The sequence below is a fragment of the Pseudomonas sp. R9.37 genome (genome assembly GCF_963878885.1).
Lineage (GTDB): Bacteria > Pseudomonadota > Gammaproteobacteria > Pseudomonadales > Pseudomonadaceae > Aquipseudomonas.
The window spans coordinates 84,558-110,110 of the sequence record NZ_CAWNZA010000022.1 but is presented as its reverse complement, the minus strand read 5'-3'; the positions used below and the strand labels follow the sequence as shown (position 1 = coordinate 110,110).

Genomic DNA, 25,553 nt, shown 5'->3' with positions numbered 1-25,553 from the left:
ATTGATAACCGATAGCGCCCGATTACAGCAAGCGAATTATTTCAGGCAGATGAAAAAGCTGGCCTCAGGGCTCCAGGCCAATGCGGAAAAACTCCCCGGCGCTCCACACGCCAAGCCAGTTCTGACCGTTGATCGGACGGCTCACCGCCAACTCGACCAGTTGGTAAAAAACATTGCGATGCACGAGGGCTTCGAGGTTGGTGCGCACACGCAAATAAGGCGCGGGCTCTTGGGTGACGGGGTCGATTTCGACGCGCAGCGGGTGTTCGAGGCTGGCCTCGATTTGCTCGTCGACGTTGGTGGTGAAGTGCAGCACCTGGCTTTCGCCCTGCCCTTGCACCTCAAGGGTTACCGCCACAAACGGTGCGTCATCGACAGTGATGCCGACCTTCTCCACCGGTGTCACCAGAAAATAATCATCACCGTCGCGGCGAATGATGTTGGAGAACAACTTGACCATCGGCTTGCGTCCGATCGGCGTGCCCTGGTAGAACCAGGTGCCATCGCGGGCGATGCGCATGTCGATGTTGCCGCACAAATCCGGATTCCACAGGTGCACCGGTGCCGGCCCCTTGCCTTTGGGCAGTTGAGCCAACAGGTCATTGGCCTTGGCGGAATCGGACATGCAGTTCTCCTTGAGTTTTTACTGATCCCCCATGCCCAGCAGGCCGCGGGCGTACTGCGCCAGGGGGCGGGCAATCAGATCTTCTGGCTTGTTGTCGTGGAACGTCAGTAAACCGCCACGACTGCGAATACGTGCAGTATCAATCAAATACTGGGTGCTGGTCTCGATCAACATGATCTGGATGACGCCGCTGTCCAGCCCGACGCGGTCCAGCGCCTGTTGATCCGTCCATTCATCGGCATTGCCGATGCGGTCATCGGCTGCAGCGAAGCGGCAATACAACAGGTAATGCGCACCCGCCCCACGGGCTTCGGCCATCGCCTGTTCCAGGCCTTCTGGCTTGCGCGCACGGCGCACCATCGGGAAGTATTCGACAAAGCCGTTGAAGGCCTCTTCGGCCACCACGTTAGGTCGCGGATAAGCGCTGCCCGGCGGCACGAACGCACCTTGGGCGATAAAGACAAAAGAGTCCGGCTGTATGCGAATCGACGCAGTGCGGCGGGTATCACTGTGGTCCAGCAAGCCGGCGTCGCTCATCTGATAGCGGGTGCCTTCGGCCATATCGCTGACGGTCATGCAACCACTCAGCGTCAACGACGCCAGCAACAAAACCAGACTACGCATCCTAATCCTCCAAAAGCCGGTGACGGAAAACCGGCGAATGGGCGTGAGATGCAGAATCCGCGCCATTCAGCAGCGGCGCAAATGAAATGTGGGAAGAGCGTGTGTGGGCTAGCCGCCGATGATCTTCATGATGGTGGCACCGCCGGAGAAGGCCACTTCCTGTTTGTCGCCCAGGGCTTTCATCAGCAGGCCTTGCAAGGCTGGCAGCGCCTGATGGCGCGGCAGGTCGAGCAGGTCGCCGACGTAATGACGGTTGCTCGACGACAGGCAGCCATGCAGCCACCCGGTAGACGACAAACGCAGACGCGAACACGTACGGCAAAACGGCACGCTTTCATTGGCGATAACACCAAAGAAGCCTTGGCCCGGCACCTCGTAGCGCACCGCGGTAGCGTCTACTGGCGCGTTGGCTTGCAGGTATTCGTGGTGTTCACCGATCAGGCTGAGCAGTTGCTGCAGGCTGACGAATTGCTGCAGGAACGCGTTGGAATCCTTGGCCAGATGGCCCATGCGCATCAGTTCGATAAAGCGCAGCTCGTAGCCACGCTCAAGGCAGTAGTCGAGCAGCGGCATGACCTGGTCCAGGTTCTGCCCGCGCAATGGCACCATGTTCACTTTGATCTTGATCCCCGCGGCGCGGGCCTGGTCCATGCCATCAAGCACCGTGGCCAAGTCGCCGCCACGGGCGATGCTGCGGAAGGCGTCGGCGTCCAGAGTGTCGAGGGAGACGTTGATCCGGCGAATGCCGGCCTCCACCAGCAGCGGCAGTTTGCGCGCCAGCAATTGGCCGTTAGTGGTCAGGCTGATATCACTGAGGCCCATTGCGCCGACCGCGCTCATGAAGGCTTCCAGCTTGGGGCTCACCAGCGGTTCGCCGCCCGTGATGCGCAGGCGGTCGATACCCGCCGCTTCAATCAGGTACGCCACCCCACGGGCCATCGCCTCGGCCGAGAGTTCGTCCTGGGCAGCCACCAGCCGCTTGCCATTAGGCACGCAGTAGGTACACGCGTAGTTGCAGGCTGAGGTCAGGCTGATTCGCAAGTTGCGAAATCGCCTGCCTTGACGATCAACGATCATGGATCACTCCGGCAGAGGATGATTCGGGCGCGCTAAAAGCTGACTTATAAATCAACTTTTAGCAAGATCCTTGCCTGAGTATATTCCTGGGGTACTGCAACTGGCAGTAAATCATTGCGCCATCACTGTCGGGAATAGCTCAAGCAGCGGGGGTTTCACCGCTCTTGGGCTCAGCGCCCGGCAGTTCAGCGCTGTGCTTGCGTTTGTTGCCCATGCGCACGCCGATGTCCATCAGGAACTGGAAGAAACCTTCCTGATCTTCCAGCACGTTGCTCCAGAACGGCGAGTGGTACAGCGCCACGGCGCCGTGCACCAACGCCCAGGCGGCGCAGTAGTGGAAATAAGGCGGCACATCTTCAAGCTTGCCTTCGCTGATACGACCTTTGATCAGCAGGGTCAGGCGCTCAAAGTTCGAGGCGCGAATCTTGTGCAGCTCCTCGACCATTTCCGGGACCTGATTGCCCTTGACCACTTTCTCTTCGAGCCGATCGAACAGACGGTAGCGCTGCGGATCACGCATGCGGAACTCGAAATAGGCGCGGGACAAGGCTTCCTTGTCTTTGTCGACATCGGCCGAGTGCAGCAACTCGTTCAAGTCGCGCTCGTAGTCGAGCATCAGGCGCAGGTAGATCTCGGCCTTTGACTTGAAGTGCTTGTAGATCGTGCCTTTGCCGATACCCACGGCATCCGCAATCATCTCGACGGTGACGCTGTCTTCACCTTGTTCGAGGAACAGCTTGAGTGCAGTGTCGAGAATTTCCTGCTCACGGCGGCGAAACTCACGGACCTTACGGGGTTCTTTTTGCATGAGGGAGAAGTCTGCAGAGGTCAAAGTGGGAGGGTTGCGCAGGGCCAGTGATACGTGGCGATACGATTTACCCAGTGCGAGGGATTATCCCGACTGAACAGTCGTTGGGCAACGCCTATGTGAACCCGTTATGCACTTAACTTTCAGCGCGCCAACGTTTTCGCCGTTATCAGTCAGAAACAATACGCAATATTGACACCCGTGCACCTGCGCAATGAGAACTCAAGCGAAGCGCGCGTATTCCAAATCTGTTTAAAAAACGATCAGATGCGACTGGACTGAATGGGATCCTGATCAATACTTGAACTGTCGGCGTGGCATCTCCCCCAAGTGACGCGTCGACCTGGGTACCGACGGACTGTGTACCCTTGTTTACTCCTAATGGTCTTAGCCCGGATTCACCCCCCAGAACCCGGGTTTTTTTTGCCTGCAATTTGGCCCCATCAGCCGGCGACGTGGGCCAGCGGGAACAGGCGCTTGAAGTTTTCGGTGGTCTGCTCGGCGAAGCGTTCGTACGACTCACCCCGCAGCATTGCCAGATAATCCGCCACATCGCGCACGTATTCCGGCAGGTTCGGCTTGCCACGATGGGGGATGGGCGCCAGGTATGGCGAATCGGTTTCCACCAGCAGGCGATCGGCCGGCACCTGGCGCGCCACATCGCGCAGGGCGTCGGCATTGCGGAAGGTGACGATGCCCGACAGGGAAATATAAAAACCCAGGTCCAGTGCGGCCTTGGCCATGTCCCAGTCTTCGGTGAAGCAATGCAGCACGCCGGCCTGGGGCAATGCAGCCTCGCGCAGCAGCGTTAGGGTGTCTGCGCGGGCGCCACGGGTGTGAACGATCACCGGCTTGCCGGTTTGCCGGGCGGCCTGCAGGTGCAGGTGGAACGACGCCTGCTGCAACTCAGCGGCCTCGGGCTCGTAGTGGTAATCCAGGCCGGTTTCGCCAATCGCCACCACGCGTGGGTGATTGAGTTCGCCCAGCAGCCAATCGAGGGCGGGGGCTTCGCCGGGCTTGAGGTCCAGCGGGTGGATGCCCACCGAACAATCGACATCGGCATAACGATCAGCCAGCGCTTTGACGTCGGCGGCGTTTTCAGCGCTGACACCAATGCACAGGAAGTGCCCTACTCCACGCTGGCGCGCAGCTTCAAGGGCAGCGTCGAGGGAGCCACCATGTTGGGCAAGGTCGAGGCGATCAAGGTGGCAATGGGAATCTACGAGCATAGGAATTTACAACTTGAGTCACGGAAAGTGTCTGGCCGACGATACACCCGTCGGCCGCGGAAATTAACGCCGGCCGAGCAAGCCGACCCACTGCACCAGCAGCGCTTCGAGCAACAGCACGCGGTTGAGGTTGGCTTTGCCGAGCACCTTCTGGCGCTGGGCCAGAATCCAGTCCTGGATATTCAGCACCTTGTCCTGCGCGCTTTTCTGCGCCAGGTACTGCACCACTTTGCGCATGTCCGGCAGGCCCAGGCCGGTTTCATCCTGGGTCAACTGGTAGCGCAGGATGAGGCTCGACCAGTCACAGAACCAGTCGAACAGCAGCAATAACGGAATATCCTTCCAGGCGCTTTCGGCCAGTTGCGTCGCGGACAGCTCTTGCTTGAGCAGCTTCTTCACGCCATCGACCACCAGCGCACGTTGCTCACGCACGCCCTGGGCGTGCAGCTTGACGGCCGCCAAGGGAGAACCCGCGGCCAGGGTCAGCAACTCGACGCGTTCGTCTTCACCGCACTCGGGCAGCGCCTGCGCCAGCCACTGCAGGCTCATCGCTTCACTCGGCAGTGGACAGGCCTGCTGCACACAACGACTGCGAATGGTCGGCAACAGGCGGCTGGACTGGTGACTCACCAGCAACAGCACCGTATCGCCCGACGGCTCTTCCAGGCTCTTGAGCAAGGCGTTGGCGGCGTTGATGTTCATCGCCTCCACCGGCTCGATCAGCACCACTTTGCGCCCGCCCATCTGCGCGGTCTGCACCACGAAGCTGACGAGGTCACGCACCTGGTCGACCTTGATCGCCTTGTCGGCTTCCTCAGGCTCCAGCAGGTAATTGTCGGGGTGGCTGCCAGCCTTGAGCAGCAGGCAGGATTTGCACTCACCGCAGGCCTCCAGATTAACCGGGCGCTGGCATAACAGACTGGCCATCAAGCGCTCGGCCAACGCACGCTTGCCGATGCCCGCTGGCCCATGCAGCAAATAGGCGTGCGCATGCTGGGCACGCCCGGCCAGTTGCTGCCAGAGGCTGTCCTGCCACGGATAGGCCTCAGCCACGGGCGCGCTCCAGCAGCGTCGGCATCAAGGCGTCGATGGCTTGCTGTACCTGCGTCAGCGGCTGAGCCGCGTCCAGCAGGTGGTAGCGCGCGGGCTCCGCCTTGGCGCGTAGCAGGAATGCACTGCGCACCGCATCGAAAAACACGTGGCCTTCGAGCTCGAAGCGGTCCAGACGACCCCGGGCACTGGCGCGGGCCATTCCCACCTCCACCGGCAGATCGAACAGCAGGGTCAGGTCCGGACGCAAATCGCCCTGAACGAAAGTTTCCAACGTAGCGATACGCGCCAGGCACAAGCCGCGCCCGCCGCCCTGGTAGGCGTAGGTCGAATCGGTAAAACGGTCGCAAATCACCACCGCGCCACGCGCGAGGGCTGGGCGAATCACCTCGGCCAGATGCTGAGCGCGTGCAGCAAACACCAGCAGCAGCTCGGTGTCCGCGTTCATCGGTTCTTCACCCGGGGCCAGCAATACTTCCCGGATGCGCTCGGCGAGTGGCGTGCCGCCGGGCTCGCGGGTCAATACCACCTCGATGCCCTCCGAGCGCAGGCGTTCGGCCAGGTAATCGCGGTTGGTGCTTTTGCCGGCGCCTTCCGGGCCTTCCAGGGTAATAAACAAGCCAGTCACAGGCAGTCCTTAGTCAGAGTCATTGCGGGCTTTGCGGCGCGGCGGTATCCGGCGCAGCCTCGACAGGCTTTTCAACCGGCGCTTCAATCGGCGTATCGGCAGGTGGCGCCGCGTCTTCCAGCGGTTTCACCGCTGGCGCAGGGCTGGAACGGTAATCGGCACGGCGCTTGAGCTGAAACTCGCGCACGGCGGCATTATGCGCATCCAGGTCATCGGAGAAAATATGGCTGCCATCGCCACGGGCGACGAAATACAGGCTGCTGCCCGGCACCGGGTTCAACGCAGCATGAATCGCCTCGCGGCCGACCATCGCAATCGGTGTCGGCGGCAGGCCGGCAATCAGGTAGGTGTTGTAAGGGTTGGCTTCCTTGAGATGCGCACGGGTCAACTTGCCGTTGTAGCGCTCGCCCAGGCCGTAAATCACTGTCGGGTCGGTTTGCAGCAGCATGCCGATCTTCATGCGCCGCACGAACACGCCGGCGATTTGCCCGCGCTCTTCCGGCACGCCGGTCTCCTTCTCGACCAGCGAAGCCATGATCAGCGCTTGGTAAGGGTCGGTGTAGGGCGCATCGGCAGCGCGTTTGCTCCACTCCTGGGCAAGTACATCATCCAGGCGGTTATAGGCTTTTTTGAGGAACTCGACGTCGGTCATGCCACGCACGAAGCGGTAAGTGTCAGGAAAGAACCGCCCTTCGGGGAACACGCCGGGGTGACCCAGCTTGTCCATCACTTCACTGTCACTCAGGCCCGACAGGGTCTGCACGATCTTTTCATGCTTGGCCAGGGCCGAACGCACCTGACGGAAGTTCCAGCCTTCGACCAGTGTCAGGCTGTATTGCACCACTTCGCCGCGCTGCCACAGGCCGATCAAACCTTCGGCGGTGAGGCCTGGAGTCATGCGGTATTCGCCGCTGTGCAATGGCTGGCCGTCGAGGTTGAAGCGCCAGTACAGGCGCAACCAGAAAGCATCATCCAGCACGCCCTCGGCTTCGAGGCGATTGAAGGTGCCCGTCGGGGTCGACCCGGCAGGCACATCGAGCAATTGTTCCTGGGTCAGATTCAGGGGCTGCTTCAAGGCAGAATCGAGCTTCCAGGCCGAGAAGCCCAGCAGCAAGCCTGCCGAGACCAGGCCGATCTGCAGCAGTAAAACCAGTTTTCGTATCAACTCAAATATCCAATAGCGCGCGAACAATGCCCTGCAGTTTACGGGTGAGCGGCCCAACCGACCAGCTCATCGCAGCGCAACTGCGCACCGGCCAAATGCCATAAACGCTGTTGCACACGAAGACTTCATCGGCCTGCTGTAACTGCTCAAGGCTGATGTCGGCCACGGCCAGCGGGATACCCAGTGCGTGCGCCTGGGCCAGAATCTCGGCGCGCATGACCCCGGCAACGCCACAACGATTCAGATCAGCGGTCAGTAACACGCCATTGCGCACCACGAACAGGTTGCTGAACACGCCCTCGATAACGCGGCCAGACATATCCAGCATTAAACCTTCGGCATGCTCGGCATCCTGCCACTCGGCGCGGGCGATCACTTGCTCCAGACGATTAAGGTGCTTGAGCCCGGCAAGCAACGGCTGCTCGGCCAAACGGGTAGCGCACGCAAACAGGCGGATGCCGTCGGTTGCGTGAGCGTGGGGATAGGTAGCGGGCGGATTGCCCTGCAAGATACGGCGCACCGGGGCGCCGGGGTTGATGCCATAACCGCGCTGGCTGTCGCCGCGGGTGAGGATCAACTTGAGGACTGCGTCGCCAAGAGCGGCGGCGTAAGCCAAGACTTCATTGCGGATCAGTGCGTGATCCGTGATCAACGCAAGGCGCCGGCAACCCTCCTCAAGGCGTTGCAGGTGGCGGTCGAGCAGCACGGGCTGCCCGGCCTTGACGGCGATGGTTTCAAACAGCCCATCACCGTACGCCAGGCCGCGATCTTTCAGGGGCACGCTGTCCGCTGGCTGACCGTCGACCCAGCTGTGCATCACTCGGCGAACCGGCGGAACACCAGGGAGCCGTTGGTGCCACCAAACCCGAAGGAGTTGGAGATCACCACGTCAATTGGCATCGGCTGGGCTTCGTGAGGCACGAAGTTCAGGTCGCAGCCTTCGTCCGGCTCATCAAGGTTGATGGTCGGCGGAGCGACCTGATCCTTGATGGCCATCACGCTGAAGATCGCCTCGACCGCGCCCGCCGCACCCAACAGGTGGCCGGTCATGGACTTGGTGGAGCTGACCGCCAGCTTGTAGGCGTGCTCGCCAAACACCGACTTGATGGCTTCGGCTTCCGCCAGGTCGCCGGCCGGGGTCGAGGTGCCGTGGGCATTGATGTACTGCACCTGGTCGGGATTCACCTTCGCGTCGCGCAACGCGTTGGTGATGCAACGCGCAGCGCCGGCACCGTCAGACGGTGGCGACGTCATGTGATACGCATCGCCGCTCATGCCAAAGCCGATCAGCTCGGCGTAGATGGTGGCGCCACGCGCTTTGGCGTGCTCCAACTCTTCCAGTACCAGGGCACCGGCGCCGTCAGACAGTACAAAACCGTCACGGCCCTTGTCCCACGGACGGCTGGCACGGGTCGGTTCGTCATTGCGCGTGGAGAGCGCACGGGACGCGCCGAAGCCGCCCATGCCCAGCCCGCAGGCGGCCATCTCGGCGCCACCGGCGATCATCACGTCCGCCTCGTCATAGGCGATGTTGCGCGCCGCCATGCCGATGCAGTGAGTGCCCGTGGTGCACGCCGTAGCAATGGCGTAATTAGGCCCCTGCGCACCCAAGTGGATGGACAGGAAACCGGAAATCATATTGATGATCGAGCCCGGTACGAAGAATGGTGAAATTCGACGGGGGCCGGAATCGTGCAGCGTGCGGCTGGTTTCTTCGATATTGGTCAAACCGCCAATACCCGAACCCATGGCCACGCCGATGCGGTCACGGTTGGCGTCGGTGACTTCCAGGCCGGCATTACGCACCGCCTGAAAACCGGCTGCCAGGCCGTACTGAATGAACAGGTCGAGTTTGCGGGACTCTTTGATCGAGAGATATTCCTCGACATTGAAGCCCTTTACCGAGCCGCCAAAACGGGTGGAATAGGCAGAAAGGTCCGTGTGCTCGATCAGACCGATACCACTGTGGCCAGCCAGAATGCCCTGCCAACTGCTTGGCACATCCGTACCCAGTGGCGACAACATACCCATACCGGTGACTACGACGCGTCTACGCGACACAGCACTCTCCTTTTTTCTTGATGGCGACACTTCGCTTCAGCAGCATTTTATCAGCGCTGAAGTTTCATCAGAGCTAAAGAAAAAACCGCACGCCGTTACAGCAGTGCGGTTTTTCCCTAACAGCAAGCGACGACTACAAACTATTACGCCTGGTGGGCAGTAACGTAGTCGATAGCAGCTTGAACAGTAGTGATTTTTTCAGCTTCTTCGTCCGGGATTTCGGTCTCGAATTCCTCTTCCAGAGCCATCACCAGCTCAACGGTGTCAAGGGAGTCGGCACCCAGGTCTTCAACGAAGGAAGCGGAGTTGGTCACTTCTTCTTCTTTAACGCCCAGTTGCTCGGCAACGATTTTCTTGACGCGCTCTTCGATGGTGCTCATACCTTGTTTTCACTCCTAATGGACAAATTCAGGCAGCTGGCCAGTGGGTAAGTGTATAGAAAGCCATTTCAGCTTTTCAACTGAAAGCTTCACCCTGTACCCGGTCGGCCACCAGCCTATAAATTAAGTTGCAGCTTTATAACGGATTTTAGACAGCTCGTATGACATTTTTTTGAAGCGATCCGTCACAATTTAACTCATGTACATCCCGCCGTTCACCGGGATTGTAGCCCCAGTCACGTATGCCGCACCGTCGGATGCCAGGAAAGTGACCACATTTGCGATCTCTTGAGCCTGGCCCAGACGGCCCAGCGGAATCTGCGTCAGCAACGCTTCACGCTGTGCTTCCGGCAGTTCGCGGGTCATATCGGTGTCGATGAACCCTGGGGCCACCGAGTTGACCGTAATCGACCGCGAACCGACTTCACGCGCCAATGCACGGCTGAAACCTTCCAGACCGGCTTTGGCCGCCGCGTAGTTTACTTGGCCTGCGTTGCCCATGGCACCCACTACGGAGCCAATATTGATAATTCGGCCCCAACGCGCCTTGGTCATACCACGCAAAACACCCTTGGACAGGCGAAACAGACTGTTCAAGTTGGTATCGACCACGTCGTACCACTCGTCGTCTTTCATGCGCATCATCAGGTTGTCGCGGGTGATACCGGCGTTGTTCACCAGAATAGCCGGTGCGCCAAATTGTGCAGTGATTTGAGCAAGCACAGCGGCAACCGACTCATCGTTGGTCACGTTCAGCTCAAGGCCAGTGCCCTGAACGCCGTTTTCCTTCAAGGTGGCGGCGATACGCTCGGCACCCGAGGCGGATGTCGCGGTGCCGATGACTACGGCGCCCTGACGGCCCAGTTCCAGGGCGATCGCCTGGCCAATGCCACGGCTCGCGCCGGTAACCAGTGCAACTTTACCTTGCAGACTCATGCAAGCTTCTCCTAAGTTCGGGGATCAGGGATTCAGGCCAGTGCCGCGCGGGCGGCAGCGAAGGCATCCGGGGTATTGAGGTTGGCAGTCGAGACGCCCTCGGCGCAGCGCTTGTTCAGGCCAGCCAGGACTTTGCCCGGGCCGCACTCGACAAGCTCGGTGGCACCTTTGGCCGCCAGGGTCTGAACCGACTCAACCCAGCGCACAGGCTTGTAGAGTTGCTCCAGCAGGTCGCGCTTGAGGGTCTCGAGGTCGGCGGCAACGGCCGCACTGACGTTCTGCACCAGCGGAATCTGCGGCGCCTGCCAATTGATGGCGGCGATGGACTCGGCAAACCGCTCGGCAGCCGGGCGCATCAGCTCACAGTGGGACGGCACGCTGACCGGCAATGGCAAGGCGCGCTTGGCGCCTCGGGCCTTGCAACCCTCGATGGCACGTTCAACGGCAGCCTTGGCACCGGCGATCACCACCTGGCCAGGGGAATTGAAGTTCACTGCGCTGACGACCTCGCCCTCGGCCGCTTCGGCACAGGCTTGGATCACCACGGCGTCGTCCAGACCCAGGATAGCGGCCATGCCGCCCTGTCCGGCCGGAACGGCTTCTTGCATCAGTTGACCACGACGCTCGACCAACTTGACCGCTTCGCCCAGGGTCAGGCTGCCCGCCGCCACCAGGGCGCTGTATTCGCCCAGGCTGTGACCGGCCACGTAAGCCGGGCGCGCGCCGCCTTCAGCCAGCCACAGGCGCCACAGCGCGATCGACGCGGTGAGGATGGCCGGCTGGGTTTTATCGGTTTGATTGAGTTGTTCTTCCGGCCCTTGCTGGGTCAGCGCCCACAGGTCGTAACCCAGGGCATCGGAAGCTTCCTTGAAGGTGTCCAGGATCAACGGATGTTGCGCGCCCAGCTCGGCCAACATGCCGAGGGACTGCGAACCCTGCCCTGGAAAGACGAATGCGAGGGATGTAGACATGTAACAAGCCCCTAATGATCTGGTCGTCAAAAATGAACGCTCCCGATTTTGAGATGAATCCCCAGGTGGGAGCGCACGAAACTGACAGATTGGATGGTCAATTGAACTGGCCGGTCACATTTAAGCATTCCCGGGCCGATTCGCCTAAGGCAACAAGTCCTCAAGACGGCCGTGCAAGCGTTGCGGCAGGTTTTCCTGGATCTCGATCAGCGCCCGCGCAATCGCACTTTGAAAACCTTGTACCCCCGCCGAGCCATGGCTTTTCACCACAATGCCCTGCAACCCCAGAAAGCTCGCACCGTTGTGCCGCGCCGGTGCCAGATCGGCCTGCAAGCGGCGCATCAACGGCAGCGCCAGGGCGCCGACCATGCGCGAGGCCAGGTTCTGCTTGAACAAGGCCTCGATACGCGTAGCGATCATGGTTGCCAGGCCTTCGCTGGACTTGAGCAGGATATTGCCGACAAACCCGTCGCATACCACCACGTCGGCTTCGCCACGGTACACACCGTCACCTTCGACGAAGCCGATGTAGTTCACCCCTCGCGCATTTTGCAGCAAGGTGGCGGCGAGCTTGACCTGCTGATTGCCTTTGATGTCTTCAGTGCCGATATTCAGCAACGCCACCCGCGGCCGGGTCACGCCCAACGCCTCAGCGGCCACCGAGCCCATCACCGCGAACTGGTACAGGTGCTCGGCACTGCAATCGACGTTCGCGCCCAGGTCCAGCAACTGGCAGTAGCCTTCTTGCGTAGGGATGGCCGCGACCATCGCCGGGCGATCGATCCCGGGCAGTGTCTTGAGCACATGCCGCGACAACGCCATCAAGGCTCCGGTATTGCCGGCACTGACACAGGCTTGCACCCTGGCATCACGCAACAGCTCAAGGGCCACCCGCATCGAAGAGTCGGGCTTGCCACGCAGGGCTGCCGCCGGCTTGTCATCCATGCCGATGGTTTCGCTGGCTGGCGTAATCGTCAGGCGCGCGCGATCCACTGCCGGATGGCTGGCAATCAATTCTTCAAGAAGGGAGGGTTGACCGACGAGGGTCAGGTGCAGCGAGGGCGTAGCAGACAGGCTGGCAATGCAAGCCTGAACAATGCTGCGGGGACCGAAGTCCCCGCCCATTGCGTCAATCGCGATGACTTGAGCAGACAAGTGATTACTCGTCAGCGCCCTTGTCGATCACTTTACGACCACGGTATACGCCTTCTGGCGATACGTGGTGACGCAGGTGAATTTCACCGGTGGTTTTTTCTACAGACAGAGTGCTTGCCGTCAGGGCATCGTGCGAACGACGCATGTCACGGGCAGAGCGGGATTTTTTGTTCTGCTGAACAGCCATAATTGATTAACTCCTAAACGTTTGGGTCACGCTTTAACTGCGCCAATACACTGAACGGGTTGGACCGCGTTACCTCGTCCTCGCTCGGCTCGGCCTCGTCATCGAGACCCTCCGGCTGCTGGCATTCTTCCGGATGATGAGCAGGCACAATGGGCAAGGCGAGCAAAAGCTCCTCCTCGATCAGTGCATGCAGATCCAAAGGATCTTCGCCCAGTTCCAGCACGTCATAACCTTTCGGCAACGACTGGGTATTCGCACCCTCCTTCACCACAGCGTAACTGCATTCGCTGTGAATCGGCAGGGTGACCAGCTCAAGACAACGCTGGCAAACCATTTTGACTTCGGTGTCGATAAAACTGTGGATTACCACAGACTTACGTTCATCTCGTTCAAAAACAAATTTGGCCTGCACCGTACCGACAGTGTCGGAAAGCGGGTCGCAGAGTCTCTCCAAATCGGCCAGCAGCAATTCACCTTGAAGGGAAGTGCCACGATCTGCCAATTTGCGCGGGTCAACGTGAGGTGGAATCGGGTCATTCAACATAGGCGCAGTATTATAGGGATGCACCCAGCCATGTCAAAGGAAATTCAGCCCTGTGCGTCAGCCGGTCACCCCGCTAGAATCCCCGGCTGCTCTGAGGAGACGCCTATGCTGCCTTTATTACTTGCATCCAGCTCGGTTTATCGCCGGGAATTGCTGAGCCGCCTGCACCTGCCGTTCATCTGCAGCTCGCCTGATATCGACGAAAGCCACCGTGAAAATGAATCCGCCATCGAGCTGGTCAAGCGCCTGGCCGAACAGAAAGCTCGCGCCCTCGCCGGCAGCCATCCGGGGCATTTGATCATTGGCTCCGATCAGGTCGCTGCTCTGGAAGGCCGCATCATCGGCAAGCCCCATACCTTCGAGAACGCGCGCGCACAACTGCTGGCAGCGAGCGGCAAGCGAGTCAGCTTCCTTACCGGGCTGGCGCTGCTGAACAGCCAGACCGGGCACTGCCAGGTCGACTGCGTACCGTTTACGGTGCACATGCGCGAACTGAGCGCTGAACGCATCGAGCGCTACCTTCGGATCGAGCAACCTTATGACTGCGCCGGCAGCTTCAAGGCCGAAGGGCTGGGCGTGAGCTTGTTCCAAAGCACCGAAGGGCCGGATGCGACCAGCCTGATCGGCCTGCCACTGATTCGCCTGGTGGATATGCTGCTGGCTGAAGGCGTGCACATCCCCTAAGCCCAGCACAAAACCAATGTGGGAGCGGGCTTGCCTGCGATGCAGACACCTCGGAACATCAGTCGCACCGAGGTGACGCTATCGCGGGCCAGCCAGCTCCCACATATTGAACCTGTCGCTTTCGAGGTATCAGCGCAGCGTCGGGCCCTGGAACCCCATGTACATCGCCAGCTTCTCGGCCACGCTGGCACCCAGTTTCTTGGAGAAGCGATCAAACGGCGATTCCTCAACGGTGAAATCCACCAATTCCTTCTCGCCAATCACATCCCGCGCCACCGAACTGGCACTGCCCAGCCCATCGATCAAGCCCAGCGGCAACGCCTGCTCACCCGACCACACCAGCCCGGAGAACAGCTCCGGATGGTCTTTGTCCTTCAGACGATCGCCACGCCCCTGCTTCACGCTGGCAATGAACTGACGGTGAGTGGTATCGAGCACACCCTGCCAGAACTGAGTCTCATCGGCTTTTTGCGGCTGGAACGGGTCGAGGAACGCTTTGTGCTCACCCGAAGTGTAAGTGCGACGCTCAACCCCCAGCTTCTCCATGGTGCCGACGAAGCCGTAACCGGCGGCCGTCACGCCAATGGAGCCGACCAGGCTGGCCTTGTCGGCGTAGATCTGGTCAGCGGCGCTGGCGATGTAATAGGCGCCCGAGGCGCCCAGGTCGGAAATCACCGCATACAACTTGATATCCGGGTGCAGGCCGCGCAGACGGCGAATTTCGTCATACACATAACCCGACTGCACCGGGCTGCCACCTGGGCTGTTGATGCGCAGGATCACGCCCTTGACCTTCGGGTCTTCAAACGCCGCGCGCAGGCTGCTGACAATGTTGTCGGCGCTGGCGGACTCTTTGTCGGCGATCACGCCACGCACTTCGATCAAGGCGGTGTAATTGCTGCCGCGGGTGGCGCTTTTTTCCATGTCCATCAGTGGACTGAACAGCACCAGCATCGCGAGCAGCCAGATAAAGGTCAGCAGCTTGAAGAAAATCCCCCAACGCCGCGCACGGCGCTGCTCCTGAACGCTGGCCAGGAGAGTCTTCTCCAGCAGCTTCCAGCTTTTATCATCACTGCTATCCGCCTTTTCCGGCGCCTTCCACTCGTCACTCATGCCATTAACCCCAGCAAAGACTTATTGGGCCCGGCTGAGCCAGGCCTGCAGTTCGGAAAAATGATCAATCGTCAGCCTCGGCTCGTACTGCTGCAAGGCCTCGGCAGCCTGAGCGCCGTAGCTGACCGCCACACTGTCCATGCCCGCATTGCGCGCCATCATCAGGTCGAAGGAGGCGTCGCCCACCATCAACGACTGGCGCGGCGACACGCCGCAATGGGCAAGGATCTGCTCAAGCATCAGAGGATGAGGCTTGCTGGCGGTTTCATCCGCCGCCCGGGTGATGTCGAAATAATTTTCGAAATTGTGCGCCTTAAGGACCCGATCCAACCCGCGACGGGCTTTGCCGGTGGCGACTGCCAAGTGATAACCCTGGGAACGAAAGGCCTCAAGCGATTGCACCACACCGTCGAACAGCGGCGAAGGCGTGGCCTCCAGCGCGATGTAGTGGTCGGCGTAGTGGTCGCGAAACGTCACCAGCTCAGCGTCACTGATCTGCGGGTACAAGGTACGGATGGCTTCAGGCAAGCCCAGGCCGATGATGCCTTTGACCGCGAGATCGGTGCACAACGCAAAGCCCGAGCGGGTTGAAGCTGCGTGCATTGATTCCACGATCCGCCCAATGGAATCGCACAGGGTGCCGTCCCAGTCAAAGATCAGCAGCTTGTAATCAAGGTGCGACACTCAAACGCTCCACGGTCTTGGCCCACATTTCGTCGACCGGCGCCTGCAGCTTCAGCTCACCGCCGTCAGGCAGCGGAACTGTCAGCATGTAGGCGTGAAGAAACAGGCGCTTGCCGCCCAGGTCGCGAATTTCCTTGGAGAAATCCTCGTCGCCGTACTTGGTGTCGCCGGCGATACAGTGGCCTGCGTGCAGGGTATGCACACGAATCTGGTGAGTACGCCCGGTCACCGGCTTGGCCTCGACCATGGTGGCGAAGTCACCGAAACGGCGCAGCACTTTGAACAGCGTCAGGGCTTCTTTGCCCTCCTCGTCCACTTCGACCATACGCTCGCCGGAGCGCAGGTTGCTCTTCTGCAGCGGCGCACGAACGCTTTTGATCGAGCTCGCCCAGTTGCCACGCACCAGCGCCATATAGCGCTTGTCGACACCATCGCCACGCAGAGCGGCGTGCAGGTGGCGCAACATGCTGCGTTTTTTGGCGATCATCAGCAGACCAGAGGTGTCGCGGTCCAGGCGGTGGACCAACTCCAGTTCCTTGGCATCCGGGCGCAACTGACGGAACGCTTCGATCACGCCGAAATTCAGGCCGCTGCCGCCGTGCACCGCAATGCCGCACGGTTTGTTGATCACGATCAGCTTGCTGTCTTCGAAGACAATTGAAGCCTCAAGGCGCTGCAGCAGGCCCTGGGCCAGCGGCACGGGCTCGTCACGCTCAGGCACGCGAACCGGCGGCACACGGACGATGTCGCCCGCCTGCAGCTTGTACTCGGGCTTGATGCGGCCCTTGTTCACGCGCACTTCGCCTTTACGCAAGATGCGGTAAATCAAGGTCTTGGGCACGCCTTTGAGCCTGGCCAGGAGAAAATTGTCGATGCGTTGGCCGGCATATTCCGGCGAGACCTCGAGCAGCTGGACGCTGGGGGTCTGGGGGGCGGTAGTCGTCATGGCGGCGATGATAACAATTTTTTATGGAATTGAAGCACTTAATCATTGCTGCTATAGTCGCGAACGCCGCCAAAAGCGGCCTGGACAGAGGACTTGCGGCAAACTGCCGGCCCTGACCATCGCAATTCATCAGGACGCGAGGCCGTCCTACGGGGCTTTTGCCACCTTGGAAGGCTCGAGATTGTAACAAGCGCAGGTGACATGAGGCCTGAAGCGAGTGCAGAAAGCAGAGTGAATACTCGCGTTCTGCGCCGATATTTACGGCCAGTTCACAAAGTGCAGTCAGTCTTGAGCCAGACCATGGCGAAAGCTTCGGAAACAACGCCTGTTAAGAGCTGAGTGAGAGCGCAGTCGCCCACACCTAGTCTTGTTTAGCCATGAGCGTGGACTCCCCATTGGAGAACACGGTAAATGCCAACCCGCTGCGGATTCTGCGCGCGGCAGCACCCGAATTATCAGGGATACGTGTAGGGTGGAGATGCACAACCGTCGGACCGTGTAGCACTAGGCTTATATTTAGACGCTTCATCTCGTCCACAGTCGCCGGTTGATTCCTCCTCCTGACCTTAGCTTTTGTTGAAGTGGTGCCTTTGTCACCACCGCTAACAAGCAGGACGCGTCCGTCGCGATACCGGCCCAATTGGCTCGTTATTGCTGGACACTGGAGTGGCCAACCACTCTTGACGCACCTGACACCGACCGTGAGAAGTCGTGTGTGCCGAACGCCGTTTCCGGCAGCCCGGAAACCGACGGTACAACATGAAAAGAATGCTGATTAACGCAACTCAACCCGAAGAGTTGCGTGTTGCACTGGTAGATGGCCAACGCCTCTACGACCTGGACATCGAATCCGGTGCACGCGAGCAAAAGAAGGCCAACATCTATAAAGGCCGTATTACTCGCATCGAACCAAGCCTTGAGGCTGCCTTTGTCGATTTCGGCTCCGAGCGCCACGGCTTCCTGCCCCTCAAAGAAATCTCCCGCGAATACTTCAAGAAAGCCCCAGAAGGCCGCGTGAACATCAAGGACGTCCTGAGCGAAGGCCAGGAAGTCATCGTTCAGGTCGAAAAAGAAGAACGTGGCAACAAGGGCGCCGCCCTGACCACTTTCATCAGCCTGGCCGGCCGTTACCTGGTGCTGATGCCAAACAACCCACGTGCCGGCGGTATTTCCCGTCGCATCGAAGGCGAAGAGCGCAACGAACTGCGTGAAGCGCTGAACGGCTTGATTGCACCAGCCGACATGGGCCTGATCGTGCGCACTGCCGGCCTTGGCCGCAGCAGCGAAGAAATGCAGTGGGACCTCGACTACCTGCTGCAACTGTGGACCGCTATTAAAGAAGCGTCTCTGGATCGTTCCGCGCCGTTCCTGATCTACCAGGAAAGCAACGTGATCATCCGCGCCATCCGCGATTACCTGCGCCAGGACATCGGCGAAGTGCTGATCGACAGCGTTGAAGCCCAGGACGAAGCCCTGACCTTCATCCGCCAGGTAATGCCGCAGTACGCCAGCAAGATCAAGCTGTACGAAGACAGCGTTCCGCTGTTCAACCGTTTCCAGATCGAAAGCCAGATCGAGACCGCCTTCCAGCGCGTAGTCGAACTGCCTTCCGGTGGCTCCATTGTGATCGACCCGACCGAAGCCCTGGTGTCCATCGACATCAACTCGGCGCGTGCGACCAAAGGCAGCGACATCGAAGAAACCGCCCTGCAGACCAACCTGGAAGCGGCTGAAGAAATCGCCCGCCAACTGCGCCTGCGTGACATCGGCGGCCTGATCGTGATCGACTTCATCGACATGACCCCGGCCAAGAACCAGCGCGCCGTGGAAGAAAAAGTCCGCGAATGCCTGGAAGCTGACCGCGCCCGCGTACAGGTCGGCCGCATCTCGCGCTTCGGCCTGCTGGAAATGTCCCGTCAACGCCTGCGCCCATCCCTGGGCGAAAGCAGCGGCATCGTCTGCCCGCGTTGCAACGGCACCGGCATCATCCGTGACGTTGAATCGCTGTCCCTGGCGATCCTGCGCCTGATCGAAGAAGAAGCCCTGAAAGACCGCACCGCCGAAGTCCGCGCGCAAGTGCCGATCCCGGTTGCAGCGTTCCTGCTCAACGAAAAACGCAACTCGATCACCAAGATCGAACTGCGCACCCGTGCCCGTATCGTCATCCTGCCGAACGATCACCTCGAAACGCCGCACTTCGAAGTGCAGCGCCTGCGTGATGACAGCCCGGAAGCACACAGCGGCCAGTCCAGCTACGAAATCGCTGCTGCCGCGGCTGAAGTGGAAGAAGTCCAGCCAGCTGCCGCAACCCGCACCCTGGTTCGCCAGGAAGCTGCCGTGAAGACCGCACCGGCCCGTGCCAATGCACCGGTACCTGCTGAAGTAGCCGCCCCGGTTGCCGCGCCGGCCGCCCTGCCTGAGCCAAGCCTGTTCAAAGGCCTGGTGAAGTCGCTGGTCAGCCTGTTCGCCACCAAGGAAGAGCCAGTGGCTCCGGTAGTGGTTGAAAAACCTGCCACCGAGCGCCCGGCCCGTAACGAAGAACGTCGCAACGGTCGTCAGCAAAGCCGTAACCGCAACGGTCGCCGTGATGAAGAGCGCAAGCCTCGCGAGGAACGTGCTCCGCGTGAAGAACGCGCGCCACGTGAAGAGCGTGCACCTCGCGAAGCCCGCGAAGAAACCCCAGCCGTAGCCCGTGAAGAACGTGCACCGCGTGAAGAGCGCGCACCACGTACCCCACGCGCCCCTCGTGAAGACCGCAAGCCACGTGGCGAGCGTGAAGAACGTGTGCGTGAACTGCGCGAGCCACTGGACGCAGCGCCAGCCGTGGCTGCCGAAGCGGCCAGCGAAGAACGCCCGGCTCGCCAGCCGCGTGAAGAACGCGCCCCACGTGAAGAGCGCCAGCCGCGCCCGCCGCGTGAAGAGCGTCAACCACGCGCCGAGCAAGCCGCTGCCGCCAGCGAAGAAGAAGTGCTGACGAGCGAAGAGCAACTGCAGGAAGACGGCCAGGACAACGCCGAAGGCGATCGTCCACGTCGCCGCTCCCGTGGCCAGCGTCGTCGCAGCAACCGTCGCGAGCGTCAACGTGACGCCAACGGCAATGTCATCGAAGGCTCGGAAGAGTCTGGCGAAAACGCAGAAGCCGCCACCGCCGAGCCGACTGGCGCCGAACTCGCTGCCGGCCTGGCTGTGACAGCCGCCGTGGCCACCTCGGTCATCAGCGCACCTGCTGAGGCCCAGGCTCACGAGCAATCTGAACGCGCTACTGCCGCCGTCGAAGACACCCCTGTTGTAGAAGCGCCAGTCGCTGAAACGCCAGCGGTTGAAGCGCCAGTGGTTGAGGCCCCGGCAGTTCAAACGCCGGTAGTTGAAGCTCCAGTCGTCGAAGCAACGACCCCGATCGAAGCCCCAGTGGTGCCGGAAGTGGAAGTTGCACCGGTTCGCGAAGCTCAACCAGCAGTGGATGTCACCGCGGTCGAGCCTGCACCGGTAGTTGAGCCTCAGCCTGCGGTTGAAGCCGTGGTTGAAGCGCCGGCTGTCGAAGAGGCCGCCCCGGCAGTGCGTGAAGTTCGCGAAGAACAGACCGCCTTCCAGTGGACTGCCGAGCCAGCCGCTCCGGTTGAAGCGCCAATCCCTGCCCCTGTGGCAGAAGAAGCGCCAGCACCGGTTGCCGAAGTGGTTGAAGCCGCTCCGGTTGTGGTTGCCGAGCCTGCGCCAGTGGTTGAAGCGCCAGTGGTTGCCGAAGTTGCCGCCCCGGTGATTGAAGCAGCCCCTGCTAGCGCACTGACCGAAAATGGCCGCGCGCCGAACGACCCACGTGAAGTGCGTCGCCGCCGCAAGGAAGCTGAGGCCGCCGCCGCTGCAGCCGCTGCCGCACCGGCTGCTGCCGAAGTAGTCGAGGCGCCAGCCCCGGCTGCCGCGGAGCACGCCCCAAAGGCCTTGGAAGCAGAACACGAGCCTAAACCTCTCGCCTGATTCCATCAGCCACTAAAAAGCCCCGCCTGAGTGATCAGGCGGGGCTTTTTTATGGGCGATTGATTTGAGACCTGCGCAGATTGACTGACATCCAGCATTCGCGAGCAAGCCCGCTCCCACATTCAGTCGGCGTTGAAATTCAGCCTCTGTGGCAGGTCCACATCCCAAAGCACACCCGGATCATTGACGTGAACCTGCGCTACCTTGGCCTGAGCGAACAGGGGCTTGGCGCCACGATCCCCAGTCAACGCCATCAGGCCTGGCCCGAACGCACGACCAAACGCCACAGGATGGCCGCACGTTCCCGCATGCACCGGCACGCTGATACCCTCCTCCTGCAGCGCGTCCAGCACCTGCTCAATGCTCGATGCTTGAATAAACGGCATGTCGCCCAATACCACCAACCAGCCGTCTGCCGCGCCACTGGCCGCAACCACCGCAGCAAGGCTGTCGCCCATGCCGGCGGAATGCAGCAACAGGACTTCACAGCCGTAAGCCTGTGCCAGGCGAATCACCTCCAACCGGTCCGGCGAAGTCACCACCCAGCGCTTTACAACACGCGCAGGCAAGTTCACAAGCACCTGCTCGATCACCGGCCGCGTCACACCATCGCGGCCCACGCAATCGGCCAGCAACTTGTCTTTATCTGGCCCCGCCTCAGCGCGGAAACGACTGCCCTGCCCTGCCGCCAGCACAATCGCGACAACAGTCATTGGGCCGCTACCGGCAACGGCTTTTTCTGCAGTGTTGCCACGCCGTTCTTGATCGCAACGATTTCGGCCATCAACGACAACGCAATTTCCGACGGTGTATGACTGCCGATGTGCAAACCGATCGGCCCATGCAAGCGGGCAATGGCTTGCGTCGAGAGGCCCAGCGCCGCCAGGTTCTCCCGGCGCTTCTGGCTGTTGACCCGCGAACCAAGGGCGCCAATGTAGAACGCTGTGGAATTGAGCGCCGTCAGCAGCGCCATGTCATCCAGGCGTGGATCGTGGGTCAGACAGACGATGGCAGTGCGTTCATCGGTCTGGATATTGAGCACCGCTTCATCCGGCATGCCAGGCACAAAGCGGCCGTGCTGCTCTTCCCAGCCATAGACGAATTCTTCACGCGGGTCGCAGATCAGCACTTCGAAATCCAGCAACCGCGCCATCTCAGCCACGTAGCGTGACAACTGGCCCGCACCGATCAGCAACAAACGCCAACGGGGGCCATAGATCGCACGCAGGCGTTCGCCATCGAAGGTCACGGCATCGGTCTTGCTCGCACCGCTCAAGCTCACCTCGCCAGTGGCCAGGTCCAACTCGCGCGCAACGATTTCATGCGCCTCACACCGCGCCAGCAATTCGGCGACCCAAGCCCAGCTGTCCACGCGCTCTTCGGTCAGGCGTAATGTCCCGCCGCAAGGCAAGCCAAAACGCGCAGCCTCATCCCGGGTGACGCCGTAGGTCACCAGTTGCACCGGTGGCCCATCGTCCGGCAAGCGCCCGTCCTGCAGGCGCGCGATCAAGTCATCTTCGATGCAGCCACCGGACACCGACCCAATCACGACACCGTCGCCTCGCAAGGCCAACATCGCCCCTGGCGGGCGCGGCGCACTGCCCCAGGTCTGGACCACGCTGTAAAGCACCACTCGGTGCCCAGCGCGGCGCCAATCGAGCACGCTGCGCAAGACATTCAGATCCACACTGTCCATCGAAACTCCTGCAAGCGATTGCAGCGCAAACATGCGGCTGGCTAATGGGTTTTAGAGCGGACACCCCGGCGCGAGTTTCATCAGCATAGTCCGGTCAGGGCCAACAAACGCCGGTAGATACCAGCCTCATCGCGGTTTGATGAAGTGATTGCTGACTGTAAATCAAAAGAACCGAAAAGTGACCCCGCAGAAACGCAAACGCCCCGATCAAGGCGGGGCGTTTGCAGAGCGTCTGACGCGATTCACGCCTTCGGCATATTACTTGACCGCAGGAGCAGGGCCTTCAGCCACGCCCAGGTCATCTTCCGGACGGGTGTCGGAGATGCCAGTGCCGCCGGACGCCAGCTCGCTGTGCAGCTTGTCGGTGTCCAGTTCCTTGACCCACTTGGCCACAACGATGGTGGCAACGGCGTTACCGACCAGGTTGGTCAGTGCGCGGGCTTCGGACATGAAGCGGTCGATACCCAGGATCAGCGCCAGGCCAGCAACCGGCAGGTGGCCAACAGCCGACAGGGTGGCTGCCAGCACGATGAAGCCCGAACCGGTCACGCCAGCAGCGCCTTTGGAGGACAGCAGCAGCACCAGCAGCAAGGTGATCTGGTGGGTGATGTCCATGTGGGTGTCGGTCGCCTGAGCGATGAACACGGCCGCCATGGTCAGGTAGATCGAGGTACCGTCGAGGTTGAAGGAGTAGCCGGTCGGAATCACCAGGCCTACTACGGATTTCTTCGCGCCCAGACGCTCCATCTTGATCAGCATGCGTGGCAGTGCCGATTCCGAGGAGGAAGTCCCCAGTACGATCAACAGCTCTTCACGGATGTAGCGAACCAGCTTCAACACGCTGAAACCGTGTGCGCGGCAGATGGCGCCCAGCACCACGACCACAAACAGGACGCAGGTGATGTAGAAGCAGATCATCAGCTGACCCAGCTGAACCAGCGAGCCTACACCATAGGCACCGATGGTGAACGCCATGGCGCCCAGGGCACCCAGTGGCGCGAGCTTCATGATCATGTTGATGATGTTGAACATCACGTGCGCGAAGCGGTCGATGAAGTCCAGCACCGGCTTGCCGTAGGCACCCAGGCGGTGCAGGGCGAAACCGAAGATCACCGAGAACATCAGCACTTGCAGGATATCGCCGTTGGCGAAAGCGCCGACGATGGTGTTCGGGATCACGTTAAGGATGAAGCCAACCACGCTCTGGTCTGCACCGGCAGTCACGTAGGCCGCGACTTTGGAGGCGTCCAGGGTAGCCACGTCGATGTGCATGCCGGCGCCCGGTTGCACGACGTTAACCACGACCAGACCGATCAACAGGGCGATGGTGGAAACAACTTCGAAGTACAGCAGCGCGTAGCCACCGGTTTTGCCAACCGATTTCATGCTTTGCATGCCAGCGATGCCGCTGACAACGGTGCAGAAGATGATCGGGGCGATGACCATTTTGATCAGCTTGATGAAGCCGTCACCCAGTGGCTTGAGCGCCACGCCGGTCTGCGGGTAGAAGTGACCGAGCAAAATACCGATAACGATTGCAACGATCACCTGGAAATACAGGGATTTGTACAGTGGCTGACGAGTCGTCATTGCAAAGTTCCTCAATCGCACCGTGTGGCAAATATCCGCCATTGCCCACGACACTTGAATTGCGAACCCTCCTGCACTGGAGGGATTTGTTGTTTGCGAGGTCCGTTGGAACCGGCCTGCGCTGTTCTCTGTATCGCAAACGCCGTGCCACATCGCTTAAAAACGCTGAAGGCCTTTAGACATCAGGGCTGGGGGCACGAAGACGCCCTTGCACACCTTGGGAGATGTGGCGGAATTCCGCCAGGCCACCCGGTCTCGTCCTACAATTTGGCGGATATCCGCCTTGTCGCCCCTCCCGGTGATGGCTAACATCCGCCACTCCATGGACGAGGCCCTCACATGCGTGAACGTACCATCGCCAGCCACTACGCCCGAGCCGCCCTCGGTGGTGCGCGCCGGGCGGGCTACGACTGCTCGGGCCTGCTGCTGCAGGTGGGCATCACCCCAGAGCTGTTGACCGAACCCCGCGCCCGCATCGCCCCCGAGCAATTTACCCGGCTGTTGCAGAGGTTGTGGCTGGCGCTGGACGACGAATACCTGGGGTTCGCCGAAGGTCCGAGCAAGCGCGGCACCTTCGCCATGATGTGCCACGCGCTGATTCACTGCCGCACCCTGGAGAAGGCTCTGGAACGCGGCTTATTATTTTATAGCCTATTCCCACAGGGTCCGCGCTGGCAGCTGACGAGAGAAGGCGACATGGCCCGGCTGAGCCTGGACGATTCGCAGTTGTGGGACCCGGATCACTTCCTCAGTGAATGCCTGCTGGTGATCTGGCATCGCCTGGGCAGTTGGTTGATCGGCCAGCGTATCCGCTTGCAACAGGCAACGTTCAGTTACCCGATGCCGGCCCATGCCGGCGAATACGACCTGCTCTTTCCCTGCCCTCAAGTATTCGGCGCGCCACACAGCAGCCTGGTGTTTCCCAGCCGCTACCTGAGCTTGCCGCTGCTGCAGGACGAACGCACCCTCAAGCATTTTCTTGAGCGCTCCCCCGCCGACCTGTTGTCGCGGCCGGATGAAGGCGACAGCCTGAGCAGCCAGCTGCGCCGCTTGTTGAGCCGTGACCGCACGCCCTGGCCGGACCTCGAAGCGGTCGCGCAGCACCTGCACATCAGCCCTCAAACCCTGCGCAGGCATTTACGTGAGGAAGGCACCAGCTTTCAGGCGCTCAAGGATGAATTGCGCCGGGACATTGCCATCTATCACTTGGGACGGGCCGACTTGTCTTTGCAGGAGATTGCCGAGCAGCTGGGGTTTTCTGAGCCGTCGGCGTTTCATCGGGCGTTCAAGAAGTGGACGGGCTTGACGCCTGGGGCGTATCGGGCGCAGGAGAGTTAGCGGTGTGGTGCCATTGCCGGCCCCTTCGCGAGCAAGCCCGCTCCCACATTCGACCGCATTCCTACAGGATAAACGCGGTTAAATGTGGAA

At 60.7% G+C, this 25,553-nt stretch carries 25 protein-coding genes; 3 read left to right on the top strand and 22 right to left on the bottom strand.

What is annotated here, in order from left to right; genetic code table 11:
- Positions 1-64: 64 nt before the first annotated feature.
- The 16 genes from AACU78_RS12675 to AACU78_RS12600 all read right to left on the bottom strand — a co-directional run bounded on the left by AACU78_RS12675 (position 65) and on the right by AACU78_RS12600 (position 13,440).
- On the bottom strand, positions 65-625 hold the full coding sequence (locus tag AACU78_RS12675; RefSeq protein ID WP_106576166.1) for a DUF1285 domain-containing protein: 561 nt from the start codon (positions 623-625) through the stop codon (positions 65-67).
- 18 nt (positions 626-643) lie between these two features.
- On the bottom strand, positions 644-1,249 hold the full coding sequence (locus AACU78_RS12670; protein ID WP_106576165.1) for a DUF4823 domain-containing protein: 606 nt from the start codon (positions 1,247-1,249) through the stop codon (positions 644-646).
- Between the two features lie 108 nt (positions 1,250-1,357).
- Positions 1,358-2,326: a GTP 3',8-cyclase MoaA gene (locus tag AACU78_RS12665; RefSeq protein ID WP_106576164.1), complete on the bottom strand. Its 969-nt coding sequence runs from the start codon at positions 2,324-2,326 to the stop codon at positions 1,358-1,360.
- A 139-nt stretch (positions 2,327-2,465) separates the two neighbouring features.
- A complete protein-coding gene (locus tag AACU78_RS12660; RefSeq protein WP_106576163.1) occupies positions 2,466-3,134 on the bottom strand; it encodes a TetR/AcrR family transcriptional regulator in 669 nt (222 codons plus the stop codon).
- Between the two features lie 443 nt (positions 3,135-3,577).
- On the bottom strand, positions 3,578-4,363 hold the full coding sequence (locus tag AACU78_RS12655) for a TatD family hydrolase (protein WP_106576162.1): 786 nt from the start codon (positions 4,361-4,363) through the stop codon (positions 3,578-3,580).
- Between the two features lie 63 nt (positions 4,364-4,426).
- The gene (locus AACU78_RS12650) at positions 4,427-5,416 is read right to left on the bottom strand and encodes a DNA polymerase III subunit delta' (RefSeq protein ID WP_106576160.1); all 990 of its coding nucleotides are present in this window, start codon (positions 5,414-5,416) and stop codon (positions 4,427-4,429) included.
- A complete protein-coding gene (tmk, locus tag AACU78_RS12645) occupies positions 5,409-6,041 on the bottom strand; it encodes a dTMP kinase (protein WP_106576159.1) in 633 nt (210 codons plus the stop codon). Before tmk ends, AACU78_RS12650 begins: the two co-directional genes overlap by 8 nt.
- Positions 6,042-6,060: 19 nt before the next feature.
- Positions 6,061-7,206 (bottom strand): endolytic transglycosylase MltG, encoded by a 1,146-nt coding sequence (gene mltG, locus AACU78_RS12640; protein ID WP_106576158.1) that lies wholly within the window; start codon positions 7,204-7,206, stop codon positions 6,061-6,063.
- A 1-nt stretch (position 7,207) separates the two neighbouring features.
- Complete coding sequence (gene pabC, locus AACU78_RS12635) at positions 7,208-8,023, bottom strand: aminodeoxychorismate lyase (RefSeq protein WP_106576157.1); 816 nt, start codon at positions 8,021-8,023, stop codon at positions 7,208-7,210.
- On the bottom strand, positions 8,023-9,267 hold the full coding sequence (gene fabF / locus AACU78_RS12630) for a beta-ketoacyl-ACP synthase II (RefSeq protein ID WP_106576156.1): 1,245 nt from the start codon (positions 9,265-9,267) through the stop codon (positions 8,023-8,025). The genes pabC and fabF overlap by 1 nt, the downstream gene beginning before the upstream one ends.
- Before the next feature lie 143 nt (positions 9,268-9,410).
- Positions 9,411-9,647 (bottom strand): acyl carrier protein, encoded by a 237-nt coding sequence (gene acpP / locus AACU78_RS12625; RefSeq protein ID WP_016973676.1) that lies wholly within the window; start codon positions 9,645-9,647, stop codon positions 9,411-9,413.
- A 192-nt stretch (positions 9,648-9,839) separates the two neighbouring features.
- Positions 9,840-10,583 carry a 3-oxoacyl-ACP reductase FabG gene (gene fabG / locus AACU78_RS12620; protein WP_106576155.1) on the bottom strand — a complete coding sequence of 248 codons (744 nt, stop codon included), beginning with the start codon at positions 10,581-10,583 and terminating at the stop codon, positions 9,840-9,842.
- Positions 10,584-10,615: 32 nt separating this feature from the next.
- Positions 10,616-11,554 carry an ACP S-malonyltransferase gene (fabD, locus tag AACU78_RS12615; RefSeq protein ID WP_106576154.1) on the bottom strand — a complete coding sequence of 313 codons (939 nt, stop codon included), beginning with the start codon at positions 11,552-11,554 and terminating at the stop codon, positions 10,616-10,618.
- A gap of 144 nt (positions 11,555-11,698) precedes the next feature.
- The gene (plsX, locus tag AACU78_RS12610) at positions 11,699-12,709 is read right to left on the bottom strand and encodes a phosphate acyltransferase PlsX (RefSeq protein WP_106576153.1); all 1,011 of its coding nucleotides are present in this window, start codon (positions 12,707-12,709) and stop codon (positions 11,699-11,701) included.
- Between the two features lie 4 nt (positions 12,710-12,713).
- A complete protein-coding gene (gene rpmF / locus AACU78_RS12605) occupies positions 12,714-12,896 on the bottom strand; it encodes a 50S ribosomal protein L32 (RefSeq protein WP_008152339.1) in 183 nt (60 codons plus the stop codon).
- Between the two features lie 13 nt (positions 12,897-12,909).
- Entirely contained in the window at positions 12,910-13,440 is a 531-nt protein-coding gene (locus AACU78_RS12600) for a YceD family protein (protein ID WP_032886799.1), read from the bottom strand.
- Between the two features lie 105 nt (positions 13,441-13,545).
- Between AACU78_RS12600 and AACU78_RS12595 the strand changes: the two genes are divergently transcribed.
- Entirely contained in the window at positions 13,546-14,124 is a 579-nt protein-coding gene (locus tag AACU78_RS12595; protein ID WP_106576152.1) for a Maf family protein, read from the top strand.
- 129 nt (positions 14,125-14,253) lie between these two features.
- On the opposite strand, the gene AACU78_RS12590 is transcribed toward AACU78_RS12595, so the two are convergent.
- The 3 genes from AACU78_RS12590 to rluC are packed head-to-tail and all read right to left on the bottom strand — an operon-like array spanning position 14,254 to position 16,867.
- Positions 14,254-15,237, bottom strand: coding sequence for a S49 family peptidase (locus AACU78_RS12590; RefSeq protein ID WP_106576151.1), 984 nt, complete (start codon positions 15,235-15,237; stop codon positions 14,254-14,256).
- A gap of 21 nt (positions 15,238-15,258) precedes the next feature.
- The gene (locus AACU78_RS12585) at positions 15,259-15,921 is read right to left on the bottom strand and encodes an HAD-IA family hydrolase (RefSeq protein ID WP_106576150.1); all 663 of its coding nucleotides are present in this window, start codon (positions 15,919-15,921) and stop codon (positions 15,259-15,261) included.
- Positions 15,908-16,867, bottom strand: coding sequence for a 23S rRNA pseudouridine(955/2504/2580) synthase RluC (gene rluC, locus AACU78_RS12580; RefSeq protein WP_106576149.1), 960 nt, complete (start codon positions 16,865-16,867; stop codon positions 15,908-15,910). The genes AACU78_RS12585 and rluC overlap by 14 nt, the downstream gene beginning before the upstream one ends.
- Before the next feature lie 759 nt (positions 16,868-17,626).
- Between rluC and rne the strand changes: the two genes are divergently transcribed.
- On the top strand, positions 17,627-20,839 hold the full coding sequence (gene rne / locus AACU78_RS12575) for a ribonuclease E (protein WP_106576147.1): 3,213 nt from the start codon (positions 17,627-17,629) through the stop codon (positions 20,837-20,839).
- Positions 20,840-20,961: 122 nt separating this feature from the next.
- On the opposite strand, the gene AACU78_RS12570 is transcribed toward rne, so the two are convergent.
- The 3 genes from AACU78_RS12570 to AACU78_RS12560 all read right to left on the bottom strand — a co-directional run bounded on the left by AACU78_RS12570 (position 20,962) and on the right by AACU78_RS12560 (position 24,125).
- A complete protein-coding gene (locus tag AACU78_RS12570) occupies positions 20,962-21,552 on the bottom strand; it encodes a nucleotidyltransferase family protein (RefSeq protein WP_106576146.1) in 591 nt (196 codons plus the stop codon).
- Positions 21,549-22,535, bottom strand: a complete 987-nt coding sequence (locus AACU78_RS12565) for an XdhC family protein (protein ID WP_106576145.1) — start codon at positions 22,533-22,535, stop codon at positions 21,549-21,551. The genes AACU78_RS12570 and AACU78_RS12565 overlap by 4 nt, the downstream gene beginning before the upstream one ends.
- Before the next feature lie 258 nt (positions 22,536-22,793).
- Positions 22,794-24,125 carry a dicarboxylate/amino acid:cation symporter gene (locus AACU78_RS12560; RefSeq protein WP_106576144.1) on the bottom strand — a complete coding sequence of 444 codons (1,332 nt, stop codon included), beginning with the start codon at positions 24,123-24,125 and terminating at the stop codon, positions 22,794-22,796.
- A gap of 339 nt (positions 24,126-24,464) precedes the next feature.
- Between AACU78_RS12560 and AACU78_RS12555 the strand changes: the two genes are divergently transcribed.
- A complete protein-coding gene (locus tag AACU78_RS12555) occupies positions 24,465-25,463 on the top strand; it encodes an AraC family transcriptional regulator (protein WP_106576143.1) in 999 nt (332 codons plus the stop codon).
- Positions 25,464-25,553: the final 90 nt, after the last annotated feature.